34 protein-coding genes and 1 tRNA gene are annotated in these 25323 nt (G+C 64.9%); 16 read left to right on the top strand and 19 right to left on the bottom strand.

Annotated features, from left to right (window positions below; translation table 11 throughout):
* Nucleotides 1-16: 16 nt before the first annotated feature.
* From DTS01S_RS18985 to DTS01S_RS18960, 6 genes are all read left to right on the top strand, one after another.
* Nucleotides 17-1003, top strand: a complete 987-nt coding sequence (locus tag DTS01S_RS18985) for a Bug family tripartite tricarboxylate transporter substrate binding protein (protein WP_016445351.1) — start codon at nucleotides 17-19, stop codon at nucleotides 1001-1003.
* Nucleotides 1004-1061: 58 nt separating this feature from the next.
* On the top strand, nucleotides 1062-3014 hold the full coding sequence (gene uvrC, locus DTS01S_RS18980; protein WP_016453009.1) for an excinuclease ABC subunit UvrC: 1953 nt from the start codon (nucleotides 1062-1064) through the stop codon (nucleotides 3012-3014).
* Nucleotides 3015-3091: 77 nt separating this feature from the next.
* Entirely contained in the window at nucleotides 3092-3661 is a 570-nt protein-coding gene (gene pgsA, locus DTS01S_RS18975) for a CDP-diacylglycerol--glycerol-3-phosphate 3-phosphatidyltransferase (RefSeq protein WP_026062576.1), read from the top strand.
* Nucleotides 3662-4113: 452 nt separating this feature from the next.
* Complete coding sequence (locus DTS01S_RS18970; protein WP_012204727.1) at nucleotides 4114-4386, top strand: HU family DNA-binding protein; 273 nt, start codon at nucleotides 4114-4116, stop codon at nucleotides 4384-4386.
* A gap of 14 nt (nucleotides 4387-4400) precedes the next feature.
* Nucleotides 4401-4476 (top strand) — tRNA-Val (locus tag DTS01S_RS18965).
* A gap of 169 nt (nucleotides 4477-4645) precedes the next feature.
* Nucleotides 4646-5764 carry a site-specific integrase gene (locus tag DTS01S_RS18960; RefSeq protein WP_061288417.1) on the top strand — a complete coding sequence of 373 codons (1119 nt, stop codon included), beginning with the start codon at nucleotides 4646-4648 and terminating at the stop codon, nucleotides 5762-5764.
* On the opposite strand, the gene DTS01S_RS18955 is transcribed toward DTS01S_RS18960, so the two are convergent.
* The 8 genes from DTS01S_RS18955 to DTS01S_RS18920 all read right to left on the bottom strand — a co-directional run bounded on the left by DTS01S_RS18955 (nucleotide 5711) and on the right by DTS01S_RS18920 (nucleotide 12794).
* Nucleotides 5711-5968 carry a helix-turn-helix domain-containing protein gene (locus tag DTS01S_RS18955; RefSeq protein WP_034368642.1) on the bottom strand — a complete coding sequence of 86 codons (258 nt, stop codon included), beginning with the start codon at nucleotides 5966-5968 and terminating at the stop codon, nucleotides 5711-5713. The two genes, DTS01S_RS18960 and DTS01S_RS18955, sit on opposite strands and share 54 nt — an antisense overlap.
* A complete protein-coding gene (locus DTS01S_RS18950; RefSeq protein ID WP_061288415.1) occupies nucleotides 5965-6657 on the bottom strand; it encodes a hypothetical protein in 693 nt (230 codons plus the stop codon). Before DTS01S_RS18950 ends, DTS01S_RS18955 begins: the two co-directional genes overlap by 4 nt.
* Nucleotides 6650-7201: a hypothetical protein gene (locus DTS01S_RS18945; RefSeq protein WP_061288413.1), complete on the bottom strand. Its 552-nt coding sequence runs from the start codon at nucleotides 7199-7201 to the stop codon at nucleotides 6650-6652. Before DTS01S_RS18945 ends, DTS01S_RS18950 begins: the two co-directional genes overlap by 8 nt.
* Nucleotide 7202: 1 nt before the next feature.
* Nucleotides 7203-7397 carry a hypothetical protein gene (locus tag DTS01S_RS18940; RefSeq protein ID WP_061288411.1) on the bottom strand — a complete coding sequence of 65 codons (195 nt, stop codon included), beginning with the start codon at nucleotides 7395-7397 and terminating at the stop codon, nucleotides 7203-7205.
* On the bottom strand, nucleotides 7390-9477 hold the full coding sequence (locus DTS01S_RS18935) for a hypothetical protein (RefSeq protein WP_061288409.1): 2088 nt from the start codon (nucleotides 9475-9477) through the stop codon (nucleotides 7390-7392). Before DTS01S_RS18935 ends, DTS01S_RS18940 begins: the two co-directional genes overlap by 8 nt.
* Nucleotides 9478-9622: 145 nt before the next feature.
* Nucleotides 9623-11461, bottom strand: coding sequence for a DNA cytosine methyltransferase (locus DTS01S_RS18930; protein WP_061288407.1), 1839 nt, complete (start codon nucleotides 11459-11461; stop codon nucleotides 9623-9625).
* A gap of 8 nt (nucleotides 11462-11469) precedes the next feature.
* Nucleotides 11470-12549, bottom strand: a complete 1080-nt coding sequence (locus DTS01S_RS18925; protein ID WP_061288404.1) for a DNA-methyltransferase — start codon at nucleotides 12547-12549, stop codon at nucleotides 11470-11472.
* The gene (locus tag DTS01S_RS18920; protein ID WP_061288403.1) at nucleotides 12546-12794 is read right to left on the bottom strand and encodes a DUF7220 family protein; all 249 of its coding nucleotides are present in this window, start codon (nucleotides 12792-12794) and stop codon (nucleotides 12546-12548) included. The genes DTS01S_RS18925 and DTS01S_RS18920 overlap by 4 nt, the downstream gene beginning before the upstream one ends.
* An 87-nt stretch (nucleotides 12795-12881) precedes the next feature.
* On the opposite strand from DTS01S_RS18920, the gene DTS01S_RS30570 reads away from it, so the two are divergent.
* Nucleotides 12882-13463, top strand: coding sequence for a hypothetical protein (locus tag DTS01S_RS30570; RefSeq protein WP_139223867.1), 582 nt, complete (start codon nucleotides 12882-12884; stop codon nucleotides 13461-13463).
* A 190-nt stretch (nucleotides 13464-13653) separates the two neighbouring features.
* Complete coding sequence (locus tag DTS01S_RS30565) at nucleotides 13654-13833, top strand: hypothetical protein (protein ID WP_156493773.1); 180 nt, start codon at nucleotides 13654-13656, stop codon at nucleotides 13831-13833.
* 7 nt (nucleotides 13834-13840) lie between these two features.
* Here the strand turns inward: DTS01S_RS30565 and DTS01S_RS18910 are convergent, their stop codons facing one another.
* The 10 genes from DTS01S_RS18910 to DTS01S_RS31425 form a co-directional block, all read right to left on the bottom strand.
* The gene (locus DTS01S_RS18910; RefSeq protein WP_061288399.1) at nucleotides 13841-14194 is read right to left on the bottom strand and encodes a hypothetical protein; all 354 of its coding nucleotides are present in this window, start codon (nucleotides 14192-14194) and stop codon (nucleotides 13841-13843) included.
* On the bottom strand, nucleotides 14154-14993 hold the full coding sequence (locus DTS01S_RS18905; protein WP_061288397.1) for an HNH endonuclease signature motif containing protein: 840 nt from the start codon (nucleotides 14991-14993) through the stop codon (nucleotides 14154-14156). The genes DTS01S_RS18910 and DTS01S_RS18905 overlap by 41 nt, the downstream gene beginning before the upstream one ends.
* Nucleotides 14990-15319 (bottom strand): hypothetical protein, encoded by a 330-nt coding sequence (locus DTS01S_RS18900; protein ID WP_061288394.1) that lies wholly within the window; start codon nucleotides 15317-15319, stop codon nucleotides 14990-14992. Before DTS01S_RS18900 ends, DTS01S_RS18905 begins: the two co-directional genes overlap by 4 nt.
* 26 nt (nucleotides 15320-15345) lie before the next feature.
* The gene (locus DTS01S_RS18895) at nucleotides 15346-15561 is read right to left on the bottom strand and encodes a hypothetical protein (RefSeq protein ID WP_061288393.1); all 216 of its coding nucleotides are present in this window, start codon (nucleotides 15559-15561) and stop codon (nucleotides 15346-15348) included.
* The gene (locus tag DTS01S_RS31285) at nucleotides 15539-15667 is read right to left on the bottom strand and encodes a hypothetical protein (protein WP_255247323.1); all 129 of its coding nucleotides are present in this window, start codon (nucleotides 15665-15667) and stop codon (nucleotides 15539-15541) included. Before DTS01S_RS31285 ends, DTS01S_RS18895 begins: the two co-directional genes overlap by 23 nt.
* A 13-nt stretch (nucleotides 15668-15680) precedes the next feature.
* Nucleotides 15681-15914, bottom strand: a complete 234-nt coding sequence (locus tag DTS01S_RS18890) for a hypothetical protein (RefSeq protein ID WP_061288391.1) — start codon at nucleotides 15912-15914, stop codon at nucleotides 15681-15683.
* 28 nt (nucleotides 15915-15942) lie between these two features.
* Entirely contained in the window at nucleotides 15943-16194 is a 252-nt protein-coding gene (locus tag DTS01S_RS18885; RefSeq protein ID WP_061288389.1) for a hypothetical protein, read from the bottom strand.
* A complete protein-coding gene (locus tag DTS01S_RS18880) occupies nucleotides 16191-16532 on the bottom strand; it encodes a hypothetical protein (protein WP_139223866.1) in 342 nt (113 codons plus the stop codon). The genes DTS01S_RS18885 and DTS01S_RS18880 overlap by 4 nt, the downstream gene beginning before the upstream one ends.
* Before the next feature lie 742 nt (nucleotides 16533-17274).
* The gene (locus DTS01S_RS18875; protein WP_061288466.1) at nucleotides 17275-17574 is read right to left on the bottom strand and encodes a hypothetical protein; all 300 of its coding nucleotides are present in this window, start codon (nucleotides 17572-17574) and stop codon (nucleotides 17275-17277) included.
* A 153-nt stretch (nucleotides 17575-17727) separates the two neighbouring features.
* The gene (locus DTS01S_RS31425; RefSeq protein ID WP_061288385.1) at nucleotides 17728-18450 is read right to left on the bottom strand and encodes a S24 family peptidase; all 723 of its coding nucleotides are present in this window, start codon (nucleotides 18448-18450) and stop codon (nucleotides 17728-17730) included.
* Between the two features lie 75 nt (nucleotides 18451-18525).
* Here DTS01S_RS31425 and DTS01S_RS18865 point away from each other — a divergent pair, with 75 nt between their 5' ends.
* Both DTS01S_RS18865 and DTS01S_RS30560 read left to right on the top strand, forming a co-directional pair.
* Complete coding sequence (locus DTS01S_RS18865; protein ID WP_074931955.1) at nucleotides 18526-18798, top strand: transcriptional regulator; 273 nt, start codon at nucleotides 18526-18528, stop codon at nucleotides 18796-18798.
* Complete coding sequence (locus DTS01S_RS30560) at nucleotides 18791-19336, top strand: hypothetical protein (protein WP_139223865.1); 546 nt, start codon at nucleotides 18791-18793, stop codon at nucleotides 19334-19336. The genes DTS01S_RS18865 and DTS01S_RS30560 overlap by 8 nt, the downstream gene beginning before the upstream one ends.
* A 97-nt stretch (nucleotides 19337-19433) precedes the next feature.
* On the opposite strand, the gene DTS01S_RS18855 is transcribed toward DTS01S_RS30560, so the two are convergent.
* Complete coding sequence (locus DTS01S_RS18855) at nucleotides 19434-19697, bottom strand: hypothetical protein (protein WP_254788035.1); 264 nt, start codon at nucleotides 19695-19697, stop codon at nucleotides 19434-19436.
* Between the two features lie 12 nt (nucleotides 19698-19709).
* Between DTS01S_RS18855 and DTS01S_RS18850 the strand changes: the two genes are divergently transcribed.
* The 6 genes from DTS01S_RS18850 (at nucleotide 19710) to DTS01S_RS18825 (ending at nucleotide 25322) form a co-directional block, all read left to right on the top strand.
* The gene (locus DTS01S_RS18850; RefSeq protein WP_061288377.1) at nucleotides 19710-20240 is read left to right on the top strand and encodes a phage regulatory CII family protein; all 531 of its coding nucleotides are present in this window, start codon (nucleotides 19710-19712) and stop codon (nucleotides 20238-20240) included.
* The gene (locus tag DTS01S_RS18845) at nucleotides 20230-21078 is read left to right on the top strand and encodes a hypothetical protein (protein WP_061288375.1); all 849 of its coding nucleotides are present in this window, start codon (nucleotides 20230-20232) and stop codon (nucleotides 21076-21078) included. Before DTS01S_RS18850 ends, DTS01S_RS18845 begins: the two co-directional genes overlap by 11 nt.
* A gap of 29 nt (nucleotides 21079-21107) precedes the next feature.
* Nucleotides 21108-21449, top strand: coding sequence for a hypothetical protein (locus DTS01S_RS18840; RefSeq protein ID WP_061288373.1), 342 nt, complete (start codon nucleotides 21108-21110; stop codon nucleotides 21447-21449).
* 24 nt (nucleotides 21450-21473) lie between these two features.
* A complete protein-coding gene (locus tag DTS01S_RS18835; RefSeq protein ID WP_061288371.1) occupies nucleotides 21474-22541 on the top strand; it encodes a YdaU family protein in 1068 nt (355 codons plus the stop codon).
* A gap of 199 nt (nucleotides 22542-22740) precedes the next feature.
* On the top strand, nucleotides 22741-23229 hold the full coding sequence (locus DTS01S_RS18830; RefSeq protein ID WP_061288369.1) for a hypothetical protein: 489 nt from the start codon (nucleotides 22741-22743) through the stop codon (nucleotides 23227-23229).
* Nucleotides 23226-25322, top strand: coding sequence for a phage terminase large subunit family protein (locus tag DTS01S_RS18825; RefSeq protein ID WP_061288368.1), 2097 nt, complete (start codon nucleotides 23226-23228; stop codon nucleotides 25320-25322). Before DTS01S_RS18830 ends, DTS01S_RS18825 begins: the two co-directional genes overlap by 4 nt.
* The last annotated feature ends 1 nt before the right edge of the window (nucleotide 25323 follow it).

Here is a 25323-nt window from a genome sequence, read left to right as displayed (position 1 = left end):
AACCAAGGAGACAAAGATGAAGAAGATTCAACGCAGACAGATCGCAGCCGTGGCCATGGCCATCGCAGGACTGGGCCTGGGCGGCACGGCCGCGCTGGCCCAGGGCGGCTACCCCGCCAAGACCATCACCATGATCGTGCCGGCCGCAGCCGGCGGCACCACCGACCTGGCCGCGCGCATGGCGGCCCAGGCGCTGGCGCCGGTGATCGGCCAGTCGGTGGTGGTGGACAACAAGGGCGGTGGCAACGGCTCCATCGCGGCCAGCCTGGTCAAGCGTGCCGAGGCCGATGGCTACACCCTGCTCATGCAGTACTCGGGCTACCACGTGATCTCGCCCCACCTGACCAAGGCCCGCACCTGGGAGCAGGGCGACTTCCAGCCCGTGGCCAATGTGCTGTCGGCGCCGCAGATCATCGTGGTGCGGTCCGAGCTGCCCGTGAAGACGCTGGCCGAACTCGTGGCCTATGCCAAGGCCAACCCGGGCAAGCTGAACTACGCCTCTTCCGGCAACGGATCGCTGCAGCACGTGACCGGCGCCATGCTGGAGCAGCAGGCCGGCATCAAGATGGTCCACGTCCCCTACAAGGGCACGGGCCCCGCGCTGCAGGACCTGCTGGGTGGCCAGGTGGACCTGACCTTCGGCACGGCGCCGCCCTTCATGCCCCATGTGCAAAGCGGCAAGCTGCGCGTGCTGGCCGTCACCGGCACGCAGCGCCTGCCCAGCCTGCCGGATGCGCCCACCACGGCCGAGGCCGGCTACGCAGGCGTCAACGCCACCTCCTGGTTTGCCGTGTTCGCGCCCGCCGCCACGCCCAGGCCCGTGATCGACAAGCTCACGGCAGACCTCAAGAAGGTCGTGGAGAACCCGGCCTTCAAGCAAAAGGCGCAGGAGCAGGGCGCCACGGCCGACTACATGAACCCGCAGCAGCTCGGCGCCATGGTCAAGACCGACTGGGCCAACTGGGCCCAGGTGGTCAAGTCCTCGAAGATCGAGGCCGAGTAAGAGCCCGAGGGCCCGCAGGCCCGCTGCGGCGGGCCCGGGCAGCGGCCACAATAGGCGCATGTCCGAACCCCATTCCGATGAACTGCTGGCCCAGGTGGCAGCGCTGCCGGGTCTGCCCGGCGTCTACCGCTATTTCGACGCGGCAGGCACGCTGCTGTACGTGGGCAAGGCCATCAACCTCAAGCGCCGCGTCTCCAGCTACTTCACCAAGAACCATGGCGGCACGCGCATAGGTCACATGGTGGGCAAGATCGCCCGCATGGAGACCACGGTGGTGCGCTCCGAGGCCGAGGCCCTGCTGCTCGAAAACAATCTGATCAAGACGCAGCAACCCAAGTACAACATCCTGTTCAGGGACGACAAGAGCTATCCCTATCTGAAGATCACCGGCGTGGCCGCGCGCGACGGCCGGGATGGCGAGCCGGCCCACCAGCTCTTCGCCCGCATGGCCTACTACCGCGGCGCCGTGGACAAGCGCCACCGCTACTTCGGCCCCTATCCCAATGCCTGGGCCGTCAAGGAAAGCATCCAGCTGCTGCAAAAGGTCTTCAGGCTGCGCACCTGCGAGGACACGGTCTTCGCCAACCGCTCGCGGCCCTGCCTGCTCTACCAGATCAAGCGCTGCTCCGGCCCCTGCGTGGACCTGATCTCGCCCGAAGCCTATGCGCTGGATGTGCGCAATGCCGAGGCCATGCTGCGCGGCGAGACCCAGGAACTGCTGCGCCAGCTGGAGGCCCGCATGATGGAGCACGCCGGGCGCATGGAATACGAGCAGGCCGCCGAGGTGCGCAACCAGATGACGGCACTGTCGCGCGTGCTGCACCAGCAGGTCATAGAAACCGCCGACGACCGCGACGTGGACATCCTCGCCGTGAAGGTGCAGGGCGGCCGCGCCTGCGTGAACCTGGCCATGGTGCGCGGCGGCCGCCACCTGGGCGACCGGCCGTACTTTCCCGCCAACCTGGGCGATGCCGCCTCGGTCTACGCCGGCGAGGAAGAGGCCAGTCTTGCCGAGTCCGCGCGCCCGGTCGAGGAGATCGTGCTGGAGGCCTTCATCGCCCAGCACTACACCGGCGTGGCCGTGCCGCCCGTGCTCATCGTCAGCCACCCGGTGGACAAGAAACTGCTGGCGCTGCTGAGCGAGCAAGGCGGCGTGCGCATCACCGCCGTGCAGCAGCCGCGCGAGCAGCGGCGCATCTGGCTGGAGATGGCGCAAAAGAACGCCGACATCCAGATGGCCCGCCTGCTGGCCGAAGAAGGCTCGCAGCAGGCGCGCACGCGCGCGCTGGTCGAGGCGCTGGACCTGGCCTGCGAGAACCTGGACGAACTCACCATCGAATGCTTCGACATCTCGCACACGGCAGGCGAGGCCACGCAGGCCTCCTGCGTGGTCTTCCATCACCACAAGATGCAAAGCAGCGAATACCGGCGCTTCAACATCGAAGGCATCACGGGCGGCGACGACTATGCCGCCATGCGCCAGGTGCTGACGCGCCGCTACAGCCGCGTGGCCGAGGCGCAAAGAGAGGCGGGCGGTGCCGAGCTCACCGGCAAGCAGCCGCAACTGCCGGACCTGGTGCTGGTCGACGGTGGCAAGGGCCAGGTCAGCATGGCGCGCGAAGTCTTCGAGCAGCTGGGGCTCGATGTCTCGCGCATCGTGGGCGTGGAAAAGGGCGAGGGGCGCAAGGTCGGCCTGGAAGAACTGGTCTTTGCCGACGGGCGCGAGAAGATCTACCTGGGCTACGACTCGGCCGCGCTGATGCTGGTGGCCCAGATCCGCGACGAGGCCCACCGCTTCGCCATCACCGGCATGCGCGCGGCGCGCGCCAAGGTGCGCGTGGGCGGCGGCAAGCTCGAGGAGATTCCGGGCGTGGGCCCCAAGAAGCGCGCGCGCCTGCTGCAGCGCTTCGGCGGCGTGCGCGGCGTGTCGGAAGCCACGGTGGAAGACCTGTGCAGCGTGGACGGCATCTCGGCTGCGCTGGCTGAAGATATCTACCGTGCATTGCATTGAAACGACTGTCCCGCGGGCTGCACCGCAGGCCCGCAAACAGAACCTCAAACACCAAGGTACGTGACACAATGGCGGCCATGTTTCTCACAATCCCCACCTTGATGACCTGTACGCGGATCGTCGCGATTCCGCTGATCGTCGGGGTGTTCTATGCGCCTTTCGACGTGGCGACCCGCAACCTGGTCGCCACGGTCATGTTCATCGTCTTCGCGGCCACCGACTGGCTCGACGGCTACCTGGCGCGCAAGCTCAACCAGACATCGGCCTTCGGCGCCTTCCTCGATCCCGTGGCCGACAAGTTCCTGGTCTGCGCCTCGCTGCTGGTGCTGGTGCATCTGCAGCGCACCGATGTGTTCGTGGCCCTGATCATCATCGGCCGCGAGATCGCCATCTCGGCCCTGCGCGAATGGATGGCCCACCTGGGCGCGGGCAAGAGCGTGGCCGTGCACATGCTGGGCAAGCTCAAGACCACGGCGCAGATGGTGGCCATCCCCTTCCTGCTGTACGACGGCCGTGTGTTCGGCATGATCGACACCGGCGTCTGGGGCCAGGTGCTGATCTGGGTGGCGGCGGTGCTCACCGTCTGGTCGATGGTCTACTACCTGCAAAAAGCCCTGCCGGAGATCCGCGCGCGGGTCACGCACTGAGGGCGTTGCGGATCGCTCCCCCAGCCCATGCGCCTGACATGCGGGGCGGTCTGGGGTGCTCTTCTTTTGGAAGCATATGAGTGAGGCAGGGCAGCTGCTGCAGCCTTGCCGGCGCGCAGCGCCAAGGCGCATTGCAGCACTGGCAAGGCCTGCGGCGGGCAAGTCCATTGTCAACCCTTGTCAATTCGTGAAGCCGCTAGCACCCGCTGCGCGCAAAAAACCGGCCGCAAAGCCAAAGCTGGCGCCAAAACCGCATAGAATCGTGCCCTGTCGTTGCGATGCACAGCGTGCATTGACACCTGGAAGGTCGATGGCTTTAATTCACCGATGCCTGCCCCGAGGCAAGCGTCGAACGGCAAGCCAGATTCCGTATCCGTCGCGCCGGGTTTCTGGTCGCGCCAAGTTGGTGGCCGCAGAGACATTCCATTCACTTATTTCTCCAGAGGCATCTTGTGAATAAAACCGAACTGATTGAGCACATCGCTAACAACGCCGACATCTCCAAGGCTGCGGCTGCTCGCGCACTGGATTCCACGATTGAGGCTGTGAAGAAAACCCTCAAAAAGGGTGGTACAGTGTCGCTCGTTGGTTTTGGTACATTCGCCGTTGGCAAGCGCGCCGCCCGCACGGGCCGCAACCCCCGCACCGGCGAGACCATCAAGATCAAGGCCGCCAAGGTTCCCAAGTTCCGTCCGGGCAAGGCATTGAAGGATGCCCTGAACTGACACCAGTCAAGGTGGGGTGCTTAGCTCAGTTGGTAGAGCGGCGCCCTTACAAGGCGTAGGTCGGCGGTTCGACCCCGTCAGCACCCACCACCAAAAACTGAATGAAATCAAGGCCCTAGAGACATCTAGGGCCTTTTTCTTTGCCCGTTTTACCCGCCAGAATGGTAGCCAAAGGGAGCGTCTACCAGCCGAGAATAGTTGTCTACCATCCTGCCTGGGCGTAGACTCGCGCCCCATTTGCAGCACATCGGAGGCCGGCTTGGCAGGCAAGAAACAGTTCCCAAATGGCACCTGGCAGTACACGTTCAAGCGCCGGGGCGTGCTGGACAAACCGCTCTACCTGACCTTTGCAACCGAGGCAGAGGGCGATGAATATGCAGCCAGGCTGGATGCGTTGCTGTCACGCGGCATCGTGCCCGCCGAGCACCAGAAGGCTGAGGTTGTGCTGACGATCAAGGAGCTGGTGCGCGAGTACGAGCGTGATGCGCATCCGTCGCCGAAGGATCGAAGTGCCCTCGGCACGATCCTTGAAAGCCGTGGTCACTACCCGCTGAGCGAGATCAATTCGGCCTGGGTCGATGGCTGGATTACGGAGATGAAGCGGGTGGAAAACCTCGCACCGGCCACCATCCGCGCCAAAGTGGGGGCGCTGGCCAGGTGCACAGACTGGGGGATGCGAAAGGGGCTGCTGTCCCTGCCAGACCATCCGCTACGCACGTTGCCGGACGGATATGCGCAGTACACAAAGACGGATGCCGCGCTGGCAGAAGGTGGGGCGCGCACCGATGTGGAGCGTGACCGGCGCCTGGAGCGGGGCGAATATGAGGCCGTGCTGGACGTGATCGAGGGGGGAGTGCTCGCGCGCAAGCAGCGGCCGCTGAAGTTGGAGCATCAGGCGGCGCTGCGATGCCTGTTTGTCCTGGCCGTGGAGACAGCAATGCGGATGCGCGAGATGTACACGCTGACGCTCGCGCAGGTGGACCTGACGCGGCGAACGGTGTTTTTAGACAAGACCAAGAACGGGGACAAGCGGCAGGTGCCGTTGTCCACGGTGGCAGTGGGAGTGCTGGAGAGCTACCTGCAGGGCCTGGATGTGCCCAGCCCTCAGTCGTTGATTTTCCCGTGGTGGTCGAAGCGCGATGAAGACCTGCATGCCACCACTGATTACCTGTCGAACCTGTATGCCGGGATCATGGAGCAGGCCGGCGCCAAGGGCCTGCGATTTCATGATCTGCGTCACGAAGCGACCAGCCGCCTTTTTGAGCGGACAACGCTGAGCGAGACGCAGATCATGAAGATCACAGGCCACAAGACGCAGCGCATGCTAATGCGCTACGCGAACCTGCGGGGCACGGACCTTGCCAACGCCCTTTGGTGAACGCTTGCGCACAAGGCGTTCGGCTGTCTGCTGGAGGATGGCTTTCTCGGCGTAGCGCACCACGTCGCGGCGCATCAGGACATATGCCCGGCCGATTTTGCCGGCTGGGATCTCGCCATCGCGCACCAGGTCCTCGGCTGTCTTGACGTGGATTTTGAGAATCTCCGCTGCTTCCCGGATGTTGAGCGTTTCGGTATTGGTCATTGCCTTTTTCCTTTTTCTGTTGCTTTGGCGCGCTCGAATTCCACGACCCAGACCCAGGGGTTTGCGTCCCAAGAGTCGGGGCCGTTGATCGAACACCACAGCCAGCGGAACTGGTCGGACGGGTCAGCGTTCAGGCTGTCGGGCGACAGCGCCCCGGGCGCCCAGGTGGCCACGCCCTCTGCTGCCGCGTCCTGATCGCTGATGTCCTGCAGGCGCTCGATGCGCACGGCCTTGATGTCGAGCGTGATACGGCTGGCCCAGCGCGGCATGTGGATGCTCGGGCGCCAGTGATCGCGGCCCTCATACCCTGGGTAAGGTAGATGGCCATCAGCAGCGTAGGCAGCCACCCATGGGATATCTCGGCCGGCTTGGCTGCCTGTGAATGGTGCGCGCGCGCCGGCGCGGTCGGTGGGGATGGTCCCGGGGTCAAACCAGTTCCAAGTCTCGCGCACCCACAGCCGGTCGCCTGGCTGGCCATAGCGGCAGAGCAGCGGGTTCGCGGGCTCCAGCGGACCGCCGTCCGCCGCGCTGCGGCACCACGATGCGCGATAGCCGCCGACGTTCCAGTAGGGGAAGCCGCTGTGTGTGGAGTCGGGCTGCGGCTTCACGACTCGGCGCGTCTGGGTCTTCGTGCCTGCCAGCAAGGCGCGGACCATCGGCCCGCTGAAGAGAATGGGGCGATCACGCATGGCGAATCTCCTGTTGGTTTGCGGCGCGCTGTGCTTGCTGGCGCGCCTTGAGCGCGGCCTTGTAGCTGGCCTTGGCCTCCTTCTTCGTGGTGGCCCACTGGCCCTGCACGTCGCGGTAGCTGTCCCAGTCGCCGTCCCAGACCATGCGGTACATGCGGTATTCCAGGGTTCCCTCGATGACGTAGCCGCGTTTCTCGAACTTCGGCAGCCGGCTTCCGCACAACCACTCGCGGAATGTGCAGCCGGTATCCGCATCCAGCCACTGGCGGTACTGCGTCTGCTTCTGGGGTGGCGGTGGCTCGGGCAACCGCTCCAGCGCCAGGGCGGCGCCGGCCGTGGTGGTCACGAACACGATGTCGCGCGCTTCGCAGAATGCCGGCGTGCGCACGCGGGCCATGAGGCCCTGGCGCTCCAGCTCTTCGAGGTCGGGCATGTCGTGGTGGCCACGCCCGGCGACGAAGTGATTGCGGTAGGACCGGCGCTGGTGCTCGCTGAGGCCCAGCGTGTGCTGCAGCAGGCGGACCTGCTGGGGTGTTGCTTGCATGTCAGTTCTCCTTGCGCGGTGGCATGTGCACGCTGACGGTGAGGCCAGGTTCGTCCGTCAGGTCGCGCAGCAGGGCTTCGGTCAGTAGGACGAGGCGGGGCAGGGCCTGCTCGGTGGGCCGGCGCACGATTTCCTGGGCGGTGGCCAGGTACTCGCGGCGCAGGGCCATGGGGTGGGTGGGGATCGCGTCAGCCATGGTTGGTCGCCCCCTTGGTTGTTGCCTGGGCTGCGCGGTCGCGGCGTTCTGCTGCAGTGGTGAACGGCAGCGTGCGCGCGCCGGCCCAGGTGTCCAGCAAGTAGTCGCCGAAGTCCGTGGTGCTGTAGCGTCCAAAGCTGTGCGATTGCAGGCAGCCGAAGGCGCACAGGCGCGCGACGGCTTCCTTGCCGATGTCGTAGCTTTCGTCGTCCTCGGCTGTCTCATGAAAGCGCTGCAGGGCCTCCATGTCATCCGGCTGGAGCCACGCATCCACTGCAGGCGCAGCAGGTGCTGCCGGCCGCGCCACGCCAGCCTGCGGCAAGTTGTAGAGGTCCGCCACGATTCGATCCGCGAGATACAGAGCGGCCTCTGCCGTGGTGAATTCCTCGGCCAGGCCGGCCACACGGTTGCGCCAGTAGCCCGCCAGGGACTTGTCCTGACGCGCTGCGGCAAGGCGCTCGGCATCACCCAGGATGGGTGCAGCAGGTGCCTGGGAGACAGCACGCAGCTGGCGCGCGGCCCACTTGACCCGCCGCAGCAGCTCGGTGTCGTCGGGGGCGTCAGGGTGGTCGCAGCCCCAGCACGCAGCTATATCCGCGATCTGGCGCAGCTCGTCCAGTGCAGCAGGTGCCTGGGGCGCGGTGTAGAGCGGCTCGGTAGCGTTGCCTGCCTGCGTTGCAAGCACCATGCCACCCGCTGGGAAGTTGTTGACTTGTCGATGCTGTTCAAGGGCAGCCAGAGTCTGGCAGCTTGCCCACGCTACCGGCGCGGACTGAAATCCGGCAGGTGACTGGGGCGCTGCTGCCCTGTGGAGTGCTCGGTCGAATTTGATGGCCGCGCGCATGGCCTGGATGACCCAGAAATGCGGCCTCCACGTTGCTGCCTCTGCCGAGGTATTTGGGAGGTAGCTGTGGCGCTCTTTCGCATCCAGGGCCGCCTGCGCGGCAATGGCGCTCAGTTGCGCAGGCATTGCCGCCGCGTCCAGTTTTTCCACCTCCGCAGGGGCTGCAGGCGCTTCCAGGGCGGGCGCTGCCGGAGCGTGGCCAGCGATGAAGCCCAGCGCAGAATGCGCCCAGGCCATGTCCGCGTCGTAGTCGCGCGGCTTGTGCGACGGCGGGGCAGACGCCGCCATGTGGATGGCCAGCGCATGCACCTGCTGTTCGCCCCAAGTCGGCCCAGCCATAGCGGCAGGCTGCTCGGCCAGCAGGCGCTTGGCGGCGGCGCGAATGTCGGCGCCGATGTCCAGCGTCTCGCCCGGGGCGTCGTACTTGCATCCGTCCCATCCTTGGGCTATTTGCTCGAGCACGGCGGGCAGGTGGGCCACAGCGGCAGGAGATGCCCCGGCGCGGGAGATGCGTGCTATGCGAGCCTCCAGCTTCTCGACCTCGGCCTGCAGGTTGCGGATGGTCGTTGTGCCGTCCTCGGCTTCGGGCAGCTCGCGCAGCCACCACGCGACGGGGCCATCCTCCGTGTCGAAGATGGATACCAGCTTCCAGCCGTCGCCATGGGGCGGGGTGGGCAGCCAGTCGGTCCAGTTGACGGCCTCGCTCATCGCGCCGAGTACCTCCCCGTCCAACTGGTCCTCGGCCGACGTGTGCGCCAGCTCCAGACCGAGCGCGGCGAAGAAGCTGCGGGGCATCATGCCTTCGTCCAGCAGCGGCAGTTCGGGGTGATCGCCCAGCCCCATCTCGTCGCGCTCGATGGCGCGGCCGTCGAGGATGCGGGCCTTCCAGCGGTCGTCCAGCACAGGATGAGTCTTGCCGGCGCGCAGCTGCTCGATGGCGGCAATGATCGGCTCGGCGCCTGGGTTGATGTCCGAATTGATGCCCAGGCAGTCGCTGACTTGGCCCAGGGCCTCGCAGGCAGCGTCGAACATGCGGGCGTACTGCTCGATGGTGGTGCCTGCCAGGGTTGTGGGCTCCTCGATCTGTTGCAGGCACTGGCTGCCAGAGCGGGCGTGCTGGACCTCTGCGATGCGCACCATCGCGGCCCAGGCCTCGTGCAGTTCCTGGGTGTTGCAGCCGATGAAGGGGCGCAGGAGGGCGGTGCTGGGTTCGCGCGGGATCAGGATGTGGGTCATGGTTTGCTCCGTTCGATTTGCCATGCGCTGGCGGTTTTGGAAATGACGTGGCCGGCGCGCAGCAGCAGCTGGCACGCGGCCTTCGGTTGGGTCGGGGTCATGCGAAAACAGGGCGGCCCGCGCGTGGCGGGCCGGGTTGGTGGGATCAGGCGGCCCGGCGTAGCTGCCAGGCCGTGGACTCGGGCGAGTTGAGCGAGACGATTTGCCGCATGGGCACGGGGCTCACGGAGTTGCCCACCATCTTCACCTGGGCGGTTTTCGTCAGCGGCTTGCCGCTGGCGGTGCGGTCGATGACGTAGCCAGGGGGGAAGTCCTGGGCGTTGTAGAGCTCGCGCGGCACCAGCATGCGCAGCGTGATATCCACGATCACCCAGGGCTCGCCCTTGAGCCACACAGTCACGAGCGCCAGGCGGTCGCGCGTGGTGATGGTGGTCATCGGGTCGCGCAGGTCCGCCCACTGGCCGCCATTGGCGTGGTAACGCATCAGGAAGGCGGCGCAGCGCAGGGCGCCGGCCTCCTGCTCGGGCGACAGGTGGTACTGGATCAGGGCATGGTGCTCGGCCCCGGCCGTGACGGTGGGCACGGGCTCGCGCATGTCGCGGCCCACGCTGTTCCGGCGCAGCGTGCACAGGTGCGCGGCGATCAGCTGTTGCTGGCTGCCGCTGGTGGTCACGGTCGATACGGGGTCGCGCAGGTCGCGGGCCGGCGTGCTGTTGAAGCCGCCGTTGGCCTGGACCATGAACGCGGATGCCAGGCTCTGCCCGCCGCCGCTGGCCGTCACCGTGCCCAGCGGTCCCCGGATGTCGTTGGCGCCGTGGCTCCAGCGCTTGCCGCCGTCCTTGCCCTCGCCGTGCCCGGCCTGCACCAGGTATGCCGAGCTGACGGCGTGCTTGATGCCGCCGGCCACGGCCGTGCCCAGGGGTTGGGACAGATCCAGCGCGCGCGGGGCCTGGCCCTTGGCTTCGCCGTAGCCCATCTGGATCAGGGTGGGCGACACCAGGGCACGGCAGCCGCCTTTTTCCGTGGCGATGGTGCTCATGGGCCTGTCGAGCATTTCGATCTTCCCGCCGTGGGCCATGTTCACGATGAACGGCTGGAGGGTGTTCAGCACGAACTTGTCCAGGCCGTGGGCGATTCGCCGCATGGTGGCCGGCGCCAGTTCCTTCTTGCGCCCGAAGATGCTTTGCCCGGGGATGCTCCAGTCGATGCACTCGGCTGCTTGGCGGAATGGCTTCTGGCCCGGCTTCGGGTTCTTCCAGTGCGTCTGCGCTGGCCAGACGATGGGCAGGCCGTCGCGGCGGGCGATCAGGTACAGCCGCGTGCGGGTGCTGCGTGAGCCCAGGGTGGCGTTGCAGATAACCCGCCATTCGACCTTGTAGCCAAGGTCGCGCAGGGCCTGGATGAAGTGGCGCCAGTTGCGGCCCTTGTGCTTCGGGTCCGGCACCAGGAACTGATTGCGACGCGGCACCACCTCGCCGGGTTCGGCTACGCGGAAGGTGGCTTTCCCCGTGGCAGGGTCCGTGATGCGGTCCAGCGTGATGGCGCGGCCGGTGGCTGGATCGCGCTTCGCAATCAGCGGGGACCACTGCATCATCTGCTCGACGTTCTCCAGCGTGATGACATCGGGCTGGGTCTTGCCGGCCCAGCGGATAACGATCCAGGCAAGCGAGCGGATTTCCCCGTTGCGCGGCTGGCCGCCCAGGGCCTGGCTGTGGTGCGTGCAGTCCGGGGATGCGTGCAGCAGGCCCACCAGCTCACCCTTGGTCACGGCCAGCGGATCCACCTCGCGAATGTCGGCGCGGTAGTGCTTGGTCTGCGGGTGGTTGACCTCGTGCATGCCGATTGCGTCAGCATCGTGGTTGATGGCGGCATCGACCGGGCGGCCAATGGCTTGCTCGATGCCAGTCGATGCGCCGCCGCCGCCGGCAAACAGGTCGATCACCAGCTTGGCCGCGAGGGGCAGGAGAAATTGTGGGGTGAGCATGCGGCTCCTCAGAAAGAGAAGAGCCCGCGTTGTGCGGGCTCTGGTTCGGGTGTTCGTGTGGCGCGGCGCTGGGTCCTGGTCGCGGGCGGCGGTGCAGCAGAGGCCTCGATGCGCTCGCGCTGCAGTGGCTCGTAGTCGGGGTTCAGCTCGCAGCCCAGGTACTGGCGGCCGAGTTGGAGCGCGACGGCCGCCGTGGTGCCGCTGCCCATGAACGGGTCGAGCACGACATCACCGGGCCGGCTGCCGGCGCGAATGCAGGGCTCGATGAGCGCGGGCGGGAACGTGGCGAAGTGGGCGCCCTTGTAGGGCCGTGTGGCCACCGTCCAGACGCTGCGCCGGTTGCGCGTCGATCCTTCCCAGGGCACTGAACCCTGTTGGTGCCTGCTGTCGTTGAGCAGGCCGGGGCGAGGCTTACGTTCGAGGTTGCCTGATCGACTGGTCCGCTTCTGCGGCTTTTGGCCTGGCACGAGGTAGTCGGTTCGATCCCAGCGATTGCGGGGTGCGTGCGGGTCGCCGGCCACTGGCTCCTTGATCGCCTCGTGGTCGAAGAAGTACCGCTCCGACTTCGAGAGCAGGAACAGGTACTCATGCGCCTTCGTGCAGCGGTCCGTCACGCTCTCTGGCATCGGGTTCGGCTTGTGCCAGATGATGTCTTGGCGCAGATACCAGCCGTCCGCGCGCAGGGCGAAGGCCAGCATCCAGGGGATGCCGATGAGGTCCTTGTGCTTCAGACCTTCCGGCGCGCCGGCCGACCGCTGAGCATGCTGGTCACGGTATTTGGCCGCGCCCTCGCCGTGCAGATTGGTATAGGTGCTGGCCTTGGGGCCGTTCGGCCGGCTGGCATAGCTGTCCCCGATGTTGAGCCACAGGGTGCCATCGTCGGCCAGCACGTCGCGCACGCAGCGGAACACCTCGACCATCGCGGCGATGTACTGCTCCGGCGTCTGCTCCAGGCCCAGTTGGCCGGCATGGCCGTAGTCGCGCAGGCCGAAGTAGGGCGGGCTGGTGACGCACATCTGGGCCCGGACGCCCTGGGCCGCCCAGGCGCGCATGGTGTCTCGGCAGTCGCCGAATTCGATGGTATTCATGTGCCGACCGCCTCCGCCATCCGGGCGGCCGCGCGCTGCAGCCTGGCGTTGAACCAGCGGCGCAGCACGTACTGGCGAGCGATGGAGATGGCCGTGTAGATCAGGCTGATGGCCACGTTCTCGCCCAGGCTGGGCGCGAAGCCGAATCGGGGGAACACCAGGGCGTTTGCCACGATGCTGACCAGCAGCCCGATGGCCACGTTCATCAGGGTCTCGATCAGCGAGCCAAGGCGGGTTTGGTTCATTGGAGGCTCCAGGAATGAGGAAAAGCCCGAGCGGCTTGCACCGTTCGGGCTTCGGGAGATATAGGATTCGCCTGCAAAGGAGAGGCGATGGATACCAATCAGTTGATGGCAGGCCTTGCTGCTGCAGTCAATGCAGCCAAGCCCGCGCCAGAGTATTGTTTCTTGTGGATTGAATCGTGGGCAACCTGCATGACGAGATCGGAATGGTCCGGATGGATGCAGTTTTTTGGCGCTTTTGGCGCCTTAGTTGTTGCTCTCTGGTTGCCGTACTTGCAGGCAAGAATTGGTAGGGCAAATCATTTCTCACTAGCTGTGGCTTGCCTATCGCACCAGCTCAGTGTCTTTGATGAGATTGAACTATTTGCGGATCGCAAGGGTACGACTAGACAGGCACTTAGTCATTGCAGAGAATCTATTGATTCATTGACTGTTTTGTTTCAAGAGGTGAGAGCCTCAGAACTGCCCGCGCCAGCTCTTGCTCCGTGGAGAGCGGCGCGAGCGAATATTGCCAAACTGAAGCGCTTGGAGAGTACTTCCGGGCCAGATCGAGGTGCAAGAATCGTACTCAGTAGGTATCGAAAGACAGTTGAGCTGCTTCAAGATGAGTTAATTCAGCATGATCCTAGGCTGAGAAATTACATAAAGAGGATATTCACGATTCAAGGTTAGAGGGTGGGCCAAGAAATCTATCTCTGCCAAGCGAATGCGTTGACTCGGCTGTAAACAAATGCGGTGCGCAATCATTACCGCGAATTTCCCTCGTGGCTTGCAATCAGTGCTCCAGTATGGGCTGAGCCAGGGGTCTGTCGATCAATGGCCGTAAGGCAGGCCCTCGCCTTCGGCCAGTTCCGCAGGAACCGTGGCCCCGCAGCTCAGGCAGCGCCGCGATGGCGCGCCGGCAGCCGGCTGGTGGGCGCTGCACTTCACCGCCTTGACTCCATCCGGATATGCCTTGATGACGGGCATGGTGGCGAAGGGCAACGTTGCGCAGGTCTGGCTGCCGCCGCTGCAGGTCTGGCACATGGAGCCTTTGGGCTGATGATGAGTCATCGCGTGGGCTCCTCGTCGCTGGTGCGGTGGACAAGGCCTTGCCAGTGCTGGCCCGGTGGCAACGGCGTGGTGTGGCCGGACCCGTCTGCCGTGAGCCTTGGAAGCGCTGCCTGCAGCGCTGGCGAGTCAAGAAATCCCACGCGCGAGGACTTGGTGATCCGCGCGAACTCGATCTCTGCGCGGGAGCTGGCCACCAGGGTCTGGCCAATGTCGGTGATAGCCCGGGCGATCTGCGGTGTGGTGGAGCCGTTGCGCAGATCCTTGATGGTCTGGAGCAGCAGCGATTGCAGCTGGCCCATGCCGCTCGTTTCAGGTGGCGTGGGCTGGGTGTCGGTTGTGGTGGTGGTCATGCTCGGCTTTCTCAATTTCCTTGATCTCTTGGTCCAGCTGGCGTGTGAGTTGCCACACGGGCAGCAGGTCGATGGGTACGGCGGCCCCGTTGCTGCGGGACAGCTCTGCGCGTGAGATGCAGCGCAGGTTGTTGATGTCGAAATTGGAGGTGTCTCCGTCATGGAAGATGACGGCATGGCCCTCCGGGATCGGGCCGTGGTGCTGCTCCCACACGATGCGGTGCACCAGCGCCCAGCGGTTTGGCTCGGCTACCTTGCGTTTGAGGTAGCGGGCTGCGTGCGGCAGCGCGCGTGGCGGCGTGGTCCAGCGCTCTGTGCCCACGGGCACCCAGGTCGGTGGCCTGTTGCCGGTCTTGAAATGGCTTTTTCCCTGCTCCACGCTGTACCCATGCTTCCCCTTGTTCCACGGATTGAATCCTGCTGTGAACTGCCCCGGCCGCTGGCCCTGGCGCAGCATGGAAGCGCGGTAGGTTTGGGCAAGCACAGCAGGAGTCTTGTGCAGGCCCAGGCGGCTGGCCCGGGTGGCGATGTCCTGCATAGGCATCCCCAGCAGCTCACCCAGGTCCTCGTTGAGCATGTCGGCATACAGCAGCTGCAGCAGGTCATCAAGGTGTGTCCAGCGGCCTGTGCGCAGGGTCTTGGCGCCCGGCGCCTTTTTCACGCCCAGGTCATAGGCCCGCTGCTGCACATGCCTGGCCGTGCGCTGCAGGTGCGCAGCGACGTCGGCGGTGGGCTGGGTGGGGTAGTGCTCGCGCAGGTAGGCGTCATCCTCGGCCCGCCATGGCGTGTTCTTGCTCATAGTGGGAGACCGACCTGCTGCCCCTTGATCTGCAGCACGCGGCGTGCGTGGTTGCCGACTTCGGCGGTGACCGAGTAGCCGTACCCATCGGGGTTGATCAGCTCGCGGATCAGGTCGAAGGCCTCGGCCGCATCCGGTGCCAGGTGGTTGGCGTCGTAGGTGGTGGTTTCGAGGTTGGGCAGGTGCTGTGCCATGCGCAGCAGCTCCAGTGCGGCCGCGTCCTCGGTGTGCAGGCCGCGCCCAGGCACGGGCCGGGGCAGGTTGGTGGTCAGGGCAACGCGGCCCTCGTCGTCGGCGGAAATGGCAATGATGATTTGGCGGGCCATGGTGGTCTCCTGTGAAGTGGCGGGGGTCAGGACGGGGTGCCGTCAAGGTGCAGAAGGCGGTGGATCTGGTCGCGCGAGCGGTCGAACTGGACAGCCCACGCGACGCGTTGGGTGATGAGCGGGCGACGTGCCTGCCGAGCGGCAAGGGCGTGGGCGTCGGCCAGTGCGAAGGCGTGGCGCAGCGCGTAGTGCCAATCGCTGGCCCAGTGGTGTTCGCGGTCAGCGGTGGCAGATGACGACATAGGGCCGGTCTCCGAATTGCTCCAGCGCCCAGGCGCATGCGTCTTGCGTGCAGGCGCCGACGAATTGCTGCTGCGTGCAGCCGCATTTGATGGTGAAAGTGCGCATGTGGCTCCAGTAATCAGAGGGATGGCAGTTCCAGCGGGATCTGCTGGAGCTTGGTTGCGGCGGGCGCATCTGCGGTGCTGGCCTTGCGGCTGCGGCGCTTGGGTGGAGGGGCAGCAGCTGCAGCGCTGGCCAGCTGCTCGCGCGCCCTGGCGAAGGTCTGGGCCACGTTGGTGTGCTCGCTGCGGCGGTAGACAAAGGCCTGATCGGTGATCGGGGTGGAGGGGCGTGTGATGCGCGCGTGCTTCATGCGGCTCTCCTGAATGAGTACGGCCCGCTCAGTGGCGGGCCGTTGGTTGGTCAAAGAAGGTGGTTCCGCACCAGGCGTAGAGCAGCATTCCGCTGTGCCTGGCCTCGTCCAGTGCCGCATATCCCGCGTAGCTCAGCAGCGCACATGCGCTCCAGATCAGGGGGTGGCCGGCACCCTCGCGCTCCATCTCGGCGCCTTCGGCAAGGTCGCGGAAGTAGGTGGCCAGCCAGAACGGGCCAGGTGGGGTTGTCGGCGGTGTCTCGGGGTACGGCGGGCTCATTGATGCTCCGTGTCCGCGCCGAAAAACTTGGTGCCGGGCCAGGCGAAGAGCAGCATCCCGTCATCCCGGGTTCGTGCTGCAGACGCACTCGTCTCATCTGTCTGCTTGGTGCGCGCTCCATAGAGAGCAAGTTGGGTAACGTTGTCCGTGCCGGGGCCGCGCTTTGCGTGGCTGCGTTTGCAGAGCTGATCCAAGGCTGCGGTTTCCGCCAGATCCCGGAAATAGGCGGCGAGCCAGAAAGCTGGGTGATGTGTGCCAGGCGACTTTGGGTAGAGCATGCTCAGATGCTCCGCCTTCGGTTTGCGAGGTGGACGACTCGATGGGGTGGCGTTTGCCATGGCAGATCTCCGATGTTGGGCGAGACGAAGAAAAGAGCCGGTGCCGCGTGGCGGCTGCGTGGGCGAGATGGCTGGTGGTTGCGAAGAGAGAAACCCAGGCCCGGCGAAAAAGAAGGCCGCATGTGCATCCAAAGGCGGGTGCTTGAGAGGGCGGATGCGCGGCGTCAAACCGAAGCGCCCTGCAACCCAAGACGCTTGGGTTTGCCCTGCGTTGCGCAGGGCGGGTACTCTGTCCAGTTCTGGGCTGCTTGGCCGTGGCGCAGGCCGCTGGAGAAAGGCTCGCGATGATTCACGGTGGTCACTTCTGTGGCGGAAACAAAAGCGGCCTCCCTGGGAAGCCGCTTTTGTTTCGCCCGTTCTTTCCGGGCTGTCAGCGCTTTCGCGCAGGGCTTTGCTGATCTTGGTATCCCTGTAAACCTCAACATGTTTCTGATCTTGGCAATCCTGTTTGCCTCACCAAACTGCCCGTGTACCGTGCTTTGACGGACTGTGGCCTGGCAGGACTGCCAGAGCAGAGCAGCGGCCCCTGCCCGCTGATGCGTGTGCCGGAATGCCACCGCAGGTGGGGCAAGCATCGGCTGCAACTTGTGAAAGACCGGGGCGAGCCCGGCCGATGCCGTGGTGCCCAACTTCTCTGCCCGTCCGCATGTGCGGTGGCTGAGTAGGTTGAGTTTGATGATAAGGCGATGCCTAATTTTGTGCAATAGGCGATGCCTTATTTTTGATGTATTTGCCGATGTGGTCAGTGGAGACGGACTTCAAAATAGGCCTCCTCCACGGCAATCCCCTGGAGTCCGGCTTGCTGGGCCGCCTCATAGGCCTTCTGCCAAGAAAGCGCCACTGGCTCGTTCGCCTTCCCGATTACGCCGCCCTCAGCTGCATCGTTGAAGAGCTTGTAGGCCCGTGTCATAGCCTCTTGGTTAGGGAAGCTACGTTGAATCACCTTGGCAAAGCGGGCTTCGGCCTTGGCCTTGATGTCATGCTCGATGCCGATGCAGTCTTGAAGGGTGACTCGGAACGAGGTGAGGTCGGAAGTGGTCATGTGCATCCTTGGTGCTGGTTAAAAACACAGTTCTAGTATGCATGATGACTGTATGTGTGTACAGTAAGTTGTTGCATGGTTCTCTACCCACCAGCAGGCGGCCATGAAAAAGCCCGCTCAAGGCGGGCTCGCGTTCTCAGGGGGAGTGCGCATTCAATGTTTCATAGTCCACCAGGCCAACACCTTGCCGGCAATGTTGATGCACTCAGATGCTTTGCGAAGATCAATTCGCTCTTCGTCGGGATAGTCCACGATGTTGTCGCTGCGAAGAACCAGGGTGCCGTCAGAAAGGATTAGTGCTTTCTTCAACAAGAGACGGCTGTAGACATCGATGACATAAATGCCCTGTGCGTCAATGGTGCGCTGGCCCATATCCACAAACACCAAGTCTTCATCTTGAATCGTTGGTTTCATGCTGTGGCCGTTGCCCGTCATGATCTTGATGCGCTCGGGATTGACGGTCCCGATTTTCTTGCGGACCCAGCTTTCCAACACATCGAGATGCCGGACGATCTGCACGGCCTCGTCAATGTGCGAGCCTGGGCCCATCGACGGCCGGACCGAAAGATGCTGCAGACGCACATAACCAGGCGGCGGTGTGTCATCAATCACCTGGATCACGTTCTCTCCATGTTTGGACGCGTCGACGGTAGTCCCCGGCGGGTAATCTGGTAGCCCCCAGTGCGCTGGCTGGACCACGTCTGCGAAGTAGCTCCAGAGCTTGGGGAGCTTGTCCTTGCTGATCGTTCCGCGGTTCACCCAGTCTTGGACGGATGGAGGCCTAACCTCGAAGTGCTCGGCCACCTCCTTCTTGGAGACGCCCTTCAATTCGATGGCTTCAGCGATGGCCTGGCCTAATTTTTCACCAGTAAGCATTGCCTAATGTTCCATGTGTGAGTGCGAGTAGGCAATGCCTATTGATAAAAATTAGGCACGGCCTTATCATGGGGTATGAATTACTCACACCCCGGACTTGCGGTGCAGGCGGTTGTCGATCTTGTTGGCAGCCAAGCTGCCCTGGCTCGCGCTTTGCAGGTATCCGCGCCCACTGTGAACCAGTGGATCAAGAGGCGGCGCCCGGTTCCGAAGGCGCTTAGCCCCAGGATCGAAGCGCTGTCCAGCGGGACCGTCTCACGCCGAGACCTCCGCCCCAACGACTGGCAGGACATCTGGCCCGAACTGGCTCAGTCCGCAACCCAGGTTGAGGAGGTGGCCCATGGTTGACCTTCCGCCGTCCCCACTTGAAGGCGAATTTGGTTCACCAGTTCCCGTTACTGAATCCACCGCCGCGCGCGATACCGCCGAGTTTCCTGGGGGGCTGGGGCGGGGTGGGTTCAATTTGGACTGTCCTGCTACAGGCGTCACAGATTCCGTAGTAGGGGAGGATGCGCAAAACGCTCTTGTGCTTGCGAATATCGAAGCAAGGTTGGCACAAGAAGTGCGGGGGCTCATCGGCTCGCTCGACCAGTTCGGACGCAGCGCGCAGGGCATATACGTGGAGATCCCCGATGGAGCCCATTTTTGTAAGGCGATAACGAGCTTTCTCGCTTTGCTCAGCCTGCAGATTGCGTACGCGCTCACTAAGGGTTTGGATAAGTCCGTCTTTTTCGATGACGGCTCCCAATACTTGCGAGAGCTGGATCTGGACTTGGGCGAGTTTGTCCGAGAGTTGACTCTCGATGGTCGCCGCTTTTTGGCGGTCGCGCTCGTTGACCAACAGGCGACCAAGTTCGATGGCTCCGCTGACAGAGCTGACGAGTAATGAAACATCCATTTTTGCCTGCCCTCCCTGGGGATGTTCGTTGCTGTATGACTGCTCATATCGTACCCAACGCAGGGGATAGCACCAAGAACTGCTCTCATTCCACAACTCGCGCGGCGATACCCCGCAGATGGGTAATCACGTCCGGCTGCGCGCTCCCGCTCTCCTGCATGCGCTGGCAGCACAGTTCGCTCCACCGCGCCAGCGCGGCCGCGCTGAAACCGGCTCGGCCTTCGCCCTCCAGGACTTCGATCATCTGGCCCAGGAACAGCTCCAGGGCCTGCGCCCATTGGGGGCTGCCGATGTTGTCTGCTGTGGGCGTTGCGGGTGTTGTGCTGTGGGTCATGTCGATGGCTCGCAAGGGGTTGTGCTGATGAGTGCAACTTTCTCAGTTGGCATCGCCCCTGGCTATGTCGAATCTGATCCCCAATCCGACATTGCCGCCGGCATGGACGTGCTGGACGCGGCTTTTCTGATCGCGCAGACCAGTCAGGGCGGCATCAAGGCCCTGGCGGTGCGCATGGGCATCAACGCCGGCACGCTGCAACACAAGCTCAACACCAACAACGACACCCACCACCTGACGCTGCGCGAATCCGTGCGGCTGCAGGTGGTGACGGGCAATGCAGCGGTGCTGCATGCCATGGCCAGCGAACTCGGCTACGAGTGCCGGCGCACCCTGCCAGACCAGGCCGAAGGTGACCCGGTGGAGGCCTTCATGCATTTCCAGTCCGCCGTGGCCGAGGTCACGCGCGCTGCAGCTGATGCGCACCGCCAGCCGTCGCGCAATGCGGTGCGGCGGCTTGACCGCCAGGTGCAGGAACTCACGGTGATGGCGCAGTACCTTGCCCGTTCGGCACAGCAGCGCCTGGCCGACACGCCTGGAGGTGGCAATGCGTATTGATATCAAGCCTGAGGGCGGCGACCGATACAAGCGTGCCCTGGCTGGCCTGGATGGTGGGCAGATTGCTCAGGCCACGGCCGAGGCCATCAACATGGGTGCGGGCCGTGTCAAGAATTCCATGCGCGCTGAGATGCAGAGCGTTTTCGACAGGCCCACGGGCTATGTGCTGCAGTCGGTGCAGGTGGTCAAGAAGGCCACGGCCGGCGACCTCAATGCGCTGGTGGCTCCCACCTACATGGGCGGCAAGGGCGTGGACCCGCAGCAGATCCTGGCGGCGCAGGAGGATGGTGGCCGGCGCCGTGACAAGCGCAGCGAGAAGGCCCTGCGCACGGCAGGCATCTTGCCCATGGGCTACCAGACCGCGATCCCGGCCACTCCCTACCCGGGCAGCGATGACGGGCGCGGGAATCTCAAGGGCTCGACCCTGGTACAGCTGATTGCCTACTTCCAGGCCTTCGGCGAGCAGGGCTACCGGGCCAATATGACCAAGGGGCGCATGCAGGCCCTGCACCAGCGCGGCGGCAAGGGCGCGCGCTTCATGGGGCCGGTGAAGGGCATCCGCTACATCGTGGCCTATGGCCGTCTGCGCGGCGGTGCGCGGGCCACAGCGCGCGGCGAGTACGACAAGCGGGCATCCAACCTGCCGCCCGGCATCTGGGCTGTGACCGGCACAGGCGGCGCAGATGTGCGGCCGGTGCTGATGTTCGTGCGCGGCGGCAACTACAAGCCCCGCATCAGTCTGGACGGGGTGCGCAAGCGCTCGGGCATCGATGAGCTGGTTCCCCGCTGGGTCCGTGGCCGCGTCTATGACGCATTCAGGAAAGCCAGTCAGGGCTGATGGCCCGGCTGATATCAGGAGAGATAGACATGCAACACACCACCCATCAGGTGACCTCGCATGACACCAAGGCGGATTCGTTCTCCGCCATTGGCAATGCCACGCGGGTGCGCCTCAACGAACGGCTGTACAGCAGTCTGGCCGAGGCCCACCGCCGGGGGCAGCCCGCCCTGAGCCGGCGCGAGCTGCGGGACTTTCACAACGAGTGCACGGGCGAATGGCTGGAGATCTCCAGCGTGGCCAGCACGGTCAATGCGCTGGTCGCGGCCAAGCGGGTGGAAGAGGTGGAGGCACGGGCCTGCTCCCTGCCGCCGCACCGCCTGGTCAAGCCTGTGCGCTGCCGCCTGCAGCAGGCGAAGTTGACGGACTGAATTGATATCGAAGGTTGAGCAGGCATGAATCACTACCCCCACCACATCGGCGACTTCGACACGGAGACGCGGCATTTGTCACGGCTGGAGCGTGCCATCTACCGTGACATGCGTGACATGTACTGCAAGACGGAAGAGGCATTGGACGGTTCGGACATGGAGCGCTTGGCGCGGCGTCTGTTGTGTCGTTCGCCGGAAGAGATCGATGCCTTGCAGTTCGTGCTGGCAGAGTTCTTCACGTTGCTGCCTGATGGCCGATATCAGAACGATAAGTGCGAGCAGATCGTGGCCCAGTTCCGCCAGCAGCAGGAAGGGCGCGAAGAGGTCAAAAGCAACGAGCACCTACGTCAGAAGCGCAGCAGGGCTAGGCGTAGTGCTATCTTTTCTGCACTTCGTTCACTGGGCATCGTGCCCAACTTGAAGACGCAGATGGCCGAGTTGATGGCGCTGTGCCGTCAGCATGGAATCGTTGTGACAGACACCAGTGTCACGCTCAATGGCATGGATTTGCTGGCTGCTGATACGTCTGGTGTCACGCCGCGCCACGCTGATGTCACGGCCAGTGACACGGCTTGTCACGGAGATGGCACGGGTAACCAGAACCAGAACCAAAACCAATACATACCCCCCAACCCCCCTGCAGGGGGGGCGAACGGTGGATTGGCTATCGCCACGGCACTTGCAGGCAGCTTCCCGGAGCATCGGCGCACCCGATTGGTGGACGTGGCCGACGCCGTGGCCGATGCCATCGCCCGTGGCGACGTGACGGCCGAGGAGCTGCTGGCTGCCGCTGAGCAGCAGCGTGGACTGCTGGCGGCGAAGGATGGCAAGGCCTGCCCCAGCCTGCTGCGCTGGGTGCGTGAGCAGCGTTGGAAGGACGTGGTGATGCTGGCATCTGCGGCAGGCGAAGGGCAGCAGCCCGACAACTGGGCAGACACGCGCAGCGGCGTCGAGGGCATGGCGGCCAGCCTGGGCATGCCGAGCTACGACGACTGGTGCGATGCGCGAGCGGGGCAGGGCCTGCGGCGAGCGTTCGCGGACTACGAGGCGGCAGTGCATGCGCTGCTGGCGGCGCAGGGGGTGTCGGCATGACGGTGCGCACCCTCATTGGCGCGGCGGCGCCCCTCTCGATGTGCTCAAAAAATAGGCAGGATCGCGGGTCCTTTTTGGCCCCCTTGGAAGCGGGTAATTCGAGCCGCGCTCTCGGACTGTTGCGCAACCTTCCTAAGGGGGTTAAGTGAAGGTCCTGCCTTACTTTGATGCTCCTATTTCGCAAGCAGAATTTGCGGCTTTGGTCGGTGTCAGCGAGGCCCGCGTAAGCCAGCTGGTGAGCGAAGGCGTGATCGTCCGGGGCGATACGGGCCACGAATGGCTGCTGGGTTATTGCGAGCGCCTGCGCGACCAGGCAGCGGGCCGTGCCTCGGTCGGTTTGGGTGGCCTGGACCTGGTCCAGGAACGTGCGGCGCTGGCGCGCTCGCAGCGCGAGGCCCAGGACCTGAAAAACGCCGTCGCCCGTGGCGAATTCGCGCCCATCGGCGCCCTGGCGGACGTGCTGGGCCTGGCCAGTTCAGCAGTGGTGGACCGCATGGACCAGATCGAGGGCCAGCTGCGCAAGGCCTGCCCGGATCTGCCCGAGGATGCCCGCGTCACGGTGCTGCGCGTGCTGGCCGATGCCCGCAATGAGTGGATTCGGGTCACGTCCAAGCTGATCGGCGAGCGCGTGGCGGCCATGGCCGAGGCGCCCGACGAGGATGAGCTGGACGAGGAGGCCGCATTTTGAGCGCACCCCTGTCGAGAGAGGCGATTTCCGCCATCCAGGCCGCCGCGCAGCTGGGCCTGTCCAGCCTGCGGGCCGACGCACCGCAAACACTGTCCGAATGGGCAGCCGACCACTTCCTGCTGGCTGGCGAATCCAGCCACCAGAAGGGCGGTTGGGTGGCCTGGCCGTTCCAGGTGGGCATTCTGGACTTCATGAGCGACGACCGGATCGAGGAATTGGCCGTCAAGAAGTCCAAGCGCGTCGGCTACTCGAAAATGATCACCGCCTTCGTCTGCTACAACATCGCGCACCGCCGCCGCAAGCAGGCGCTGTGGCAGCCCACGGACGACGACCGTGACAGCTTCGTCAAGACCGAGATCGAGCCCCTGCTGGACAGCAAGGACGGCGTGCCTTCGGTGATCGCGGCCCGCAAGCGGGGCAGCCGGGTCGAGGAGACCATCAAGTACAAGCCTTTCCGCGACAGCGTGCTGCACCTGCTGGGTGGCAAGGCGGCGCGGGCCTACCGCCGGATCACGGTGGCCGTGGCCATCCTGGACGAATGGACGGCATTCGACCAGACCATCGGGGGCAGCAAGGACAAGTCCGCGGGCTCGCCCGGCACCTTGGCCAAAGGCCGGCTGGAAGGCGCTCCATACCCCAAATTCATCGGCGGCAGCACGCCCGGCATCAAGGGCCTGTGCCACGTCAGCCGTGCCTGCGAGGATTCCGAGGACGAGGTTGATTACCTGATCGAGTGCCCGCGCTGCGAGGCCGAGCACCCGCTGACCTGGGGCGGCAAGGAGGCAATGCACGGCTTCAAGTGGGAGGCTGGCAAGCCCGAGACCGTGCGCCACATGTGCCCCCACTGCCGGGAGACCATCAGCCAGGCCGAGTACCTGCCGGGCGGCTGGCCGCTGACGGGCGCCTGGGTGTGCCGGAGGTCTGGCCGTCGCTTCGGCGCCGACCGCATCTGGCGAACTGCCGATGGCACGCCCTGCAGGCCGCCGCGCACGCTGGGCGTGCACATCTGGGCCGCGTACAGCCCGCAGCGCACCTGGGCGTCCATCGTGGACGAGTTCGAGAAGGCCCACCGCGCGCTGCAGGAGGGCGATGCAGGCCCCATGACCTCGTTCACGAACGAGACGCTGGGCGAGGCCTGGGAACTGAAGGGGGAGGGCACCGACGACCATGTGCTGCAGGCCCGCGCCGAACCCTATGCCATCGGCACGGTGCCTGTGGGCGGCCTGGTGCTGACGGCCGGCGTGGACGTGCAGCGCACCTGGTGGCAGATCAACGTCTGGGCCTGGGCGCGCGGCATGGAGAGCTGGATCGTGGACCGCCACATCATCGAGGGCAACCCATCCAGCGAGGGCGACTGGGCGCCCGTGACGGCCTACCTGCAGCGCCGGTACCGCCAGGCCTGGCACGGTGGCAGCCTGGGCCTGAGCGCCATCAGCATCGACTCTTCCGACCAGACCCAGGCGGTCTACAACTACGTCCGCACGCACCAGCACATGCTGCCCAACCTGCGCGCCATCAAGGGCGACAACAACGACAACCGGCCCATCGTGGGGCCGGCCAGCATGCAGGACATGGACTGGCGCGGCCAGAAGATCAAGCAGGGCATCAAGCTCTGGCTGGTGGGCGTGGACAACGCCAAGGATCTGCTGTTGGGCCAGCTGGCGATCACGGACGCCGGCCCGGGGTGCGTGCACTTCAGCGAGGATCTGCCGCGCGAGTTCTTCGAGCAGCTGACCGCCGAACAGCGCATCCTGGCCAAGGTCCAGGGCCGCGAGGCATACCGCTGGGTCAAGCGCCGCCAGCGCAATGAGGACCTGGACTGCCGCAACTACGCCATCCACGCTGCCATGGCCCAGGGCCTGCACAAGTACACCGATGCGCGCTGGTCGCAGGTCGAGCAGATGGTGCAGCCTGCGCGCGACCTCTTCAGCCCACCCGAAGCGCCCGCCATCGTGGCGCCGCCGGCCCCCACGGCTGCGCCCACGTCAGACGCTCCACCCGTTTCCGCCACCATCGCGCCCCGTGCGCCGGCCCCCGCGCCGCGCCGTGCGGCACCCGTTCGCCGCAACGGCGGTTTCTCCCGTTCCTGGTAGA

The sequence above is a fragment of the Delftia tsuruhatensis NBRC 16741 genome, assembly GCF_001571325.1.
GTDB lineage: Bacteria > Pseudomonadota > Gammaproteobacteria > Burkholderiales > Burkholderiaceae_C > Comamonas > Comamonas tsuruhatensis.
This window is presented reverse-complemented; position numbering and strand designations above follow the sequence as displayed.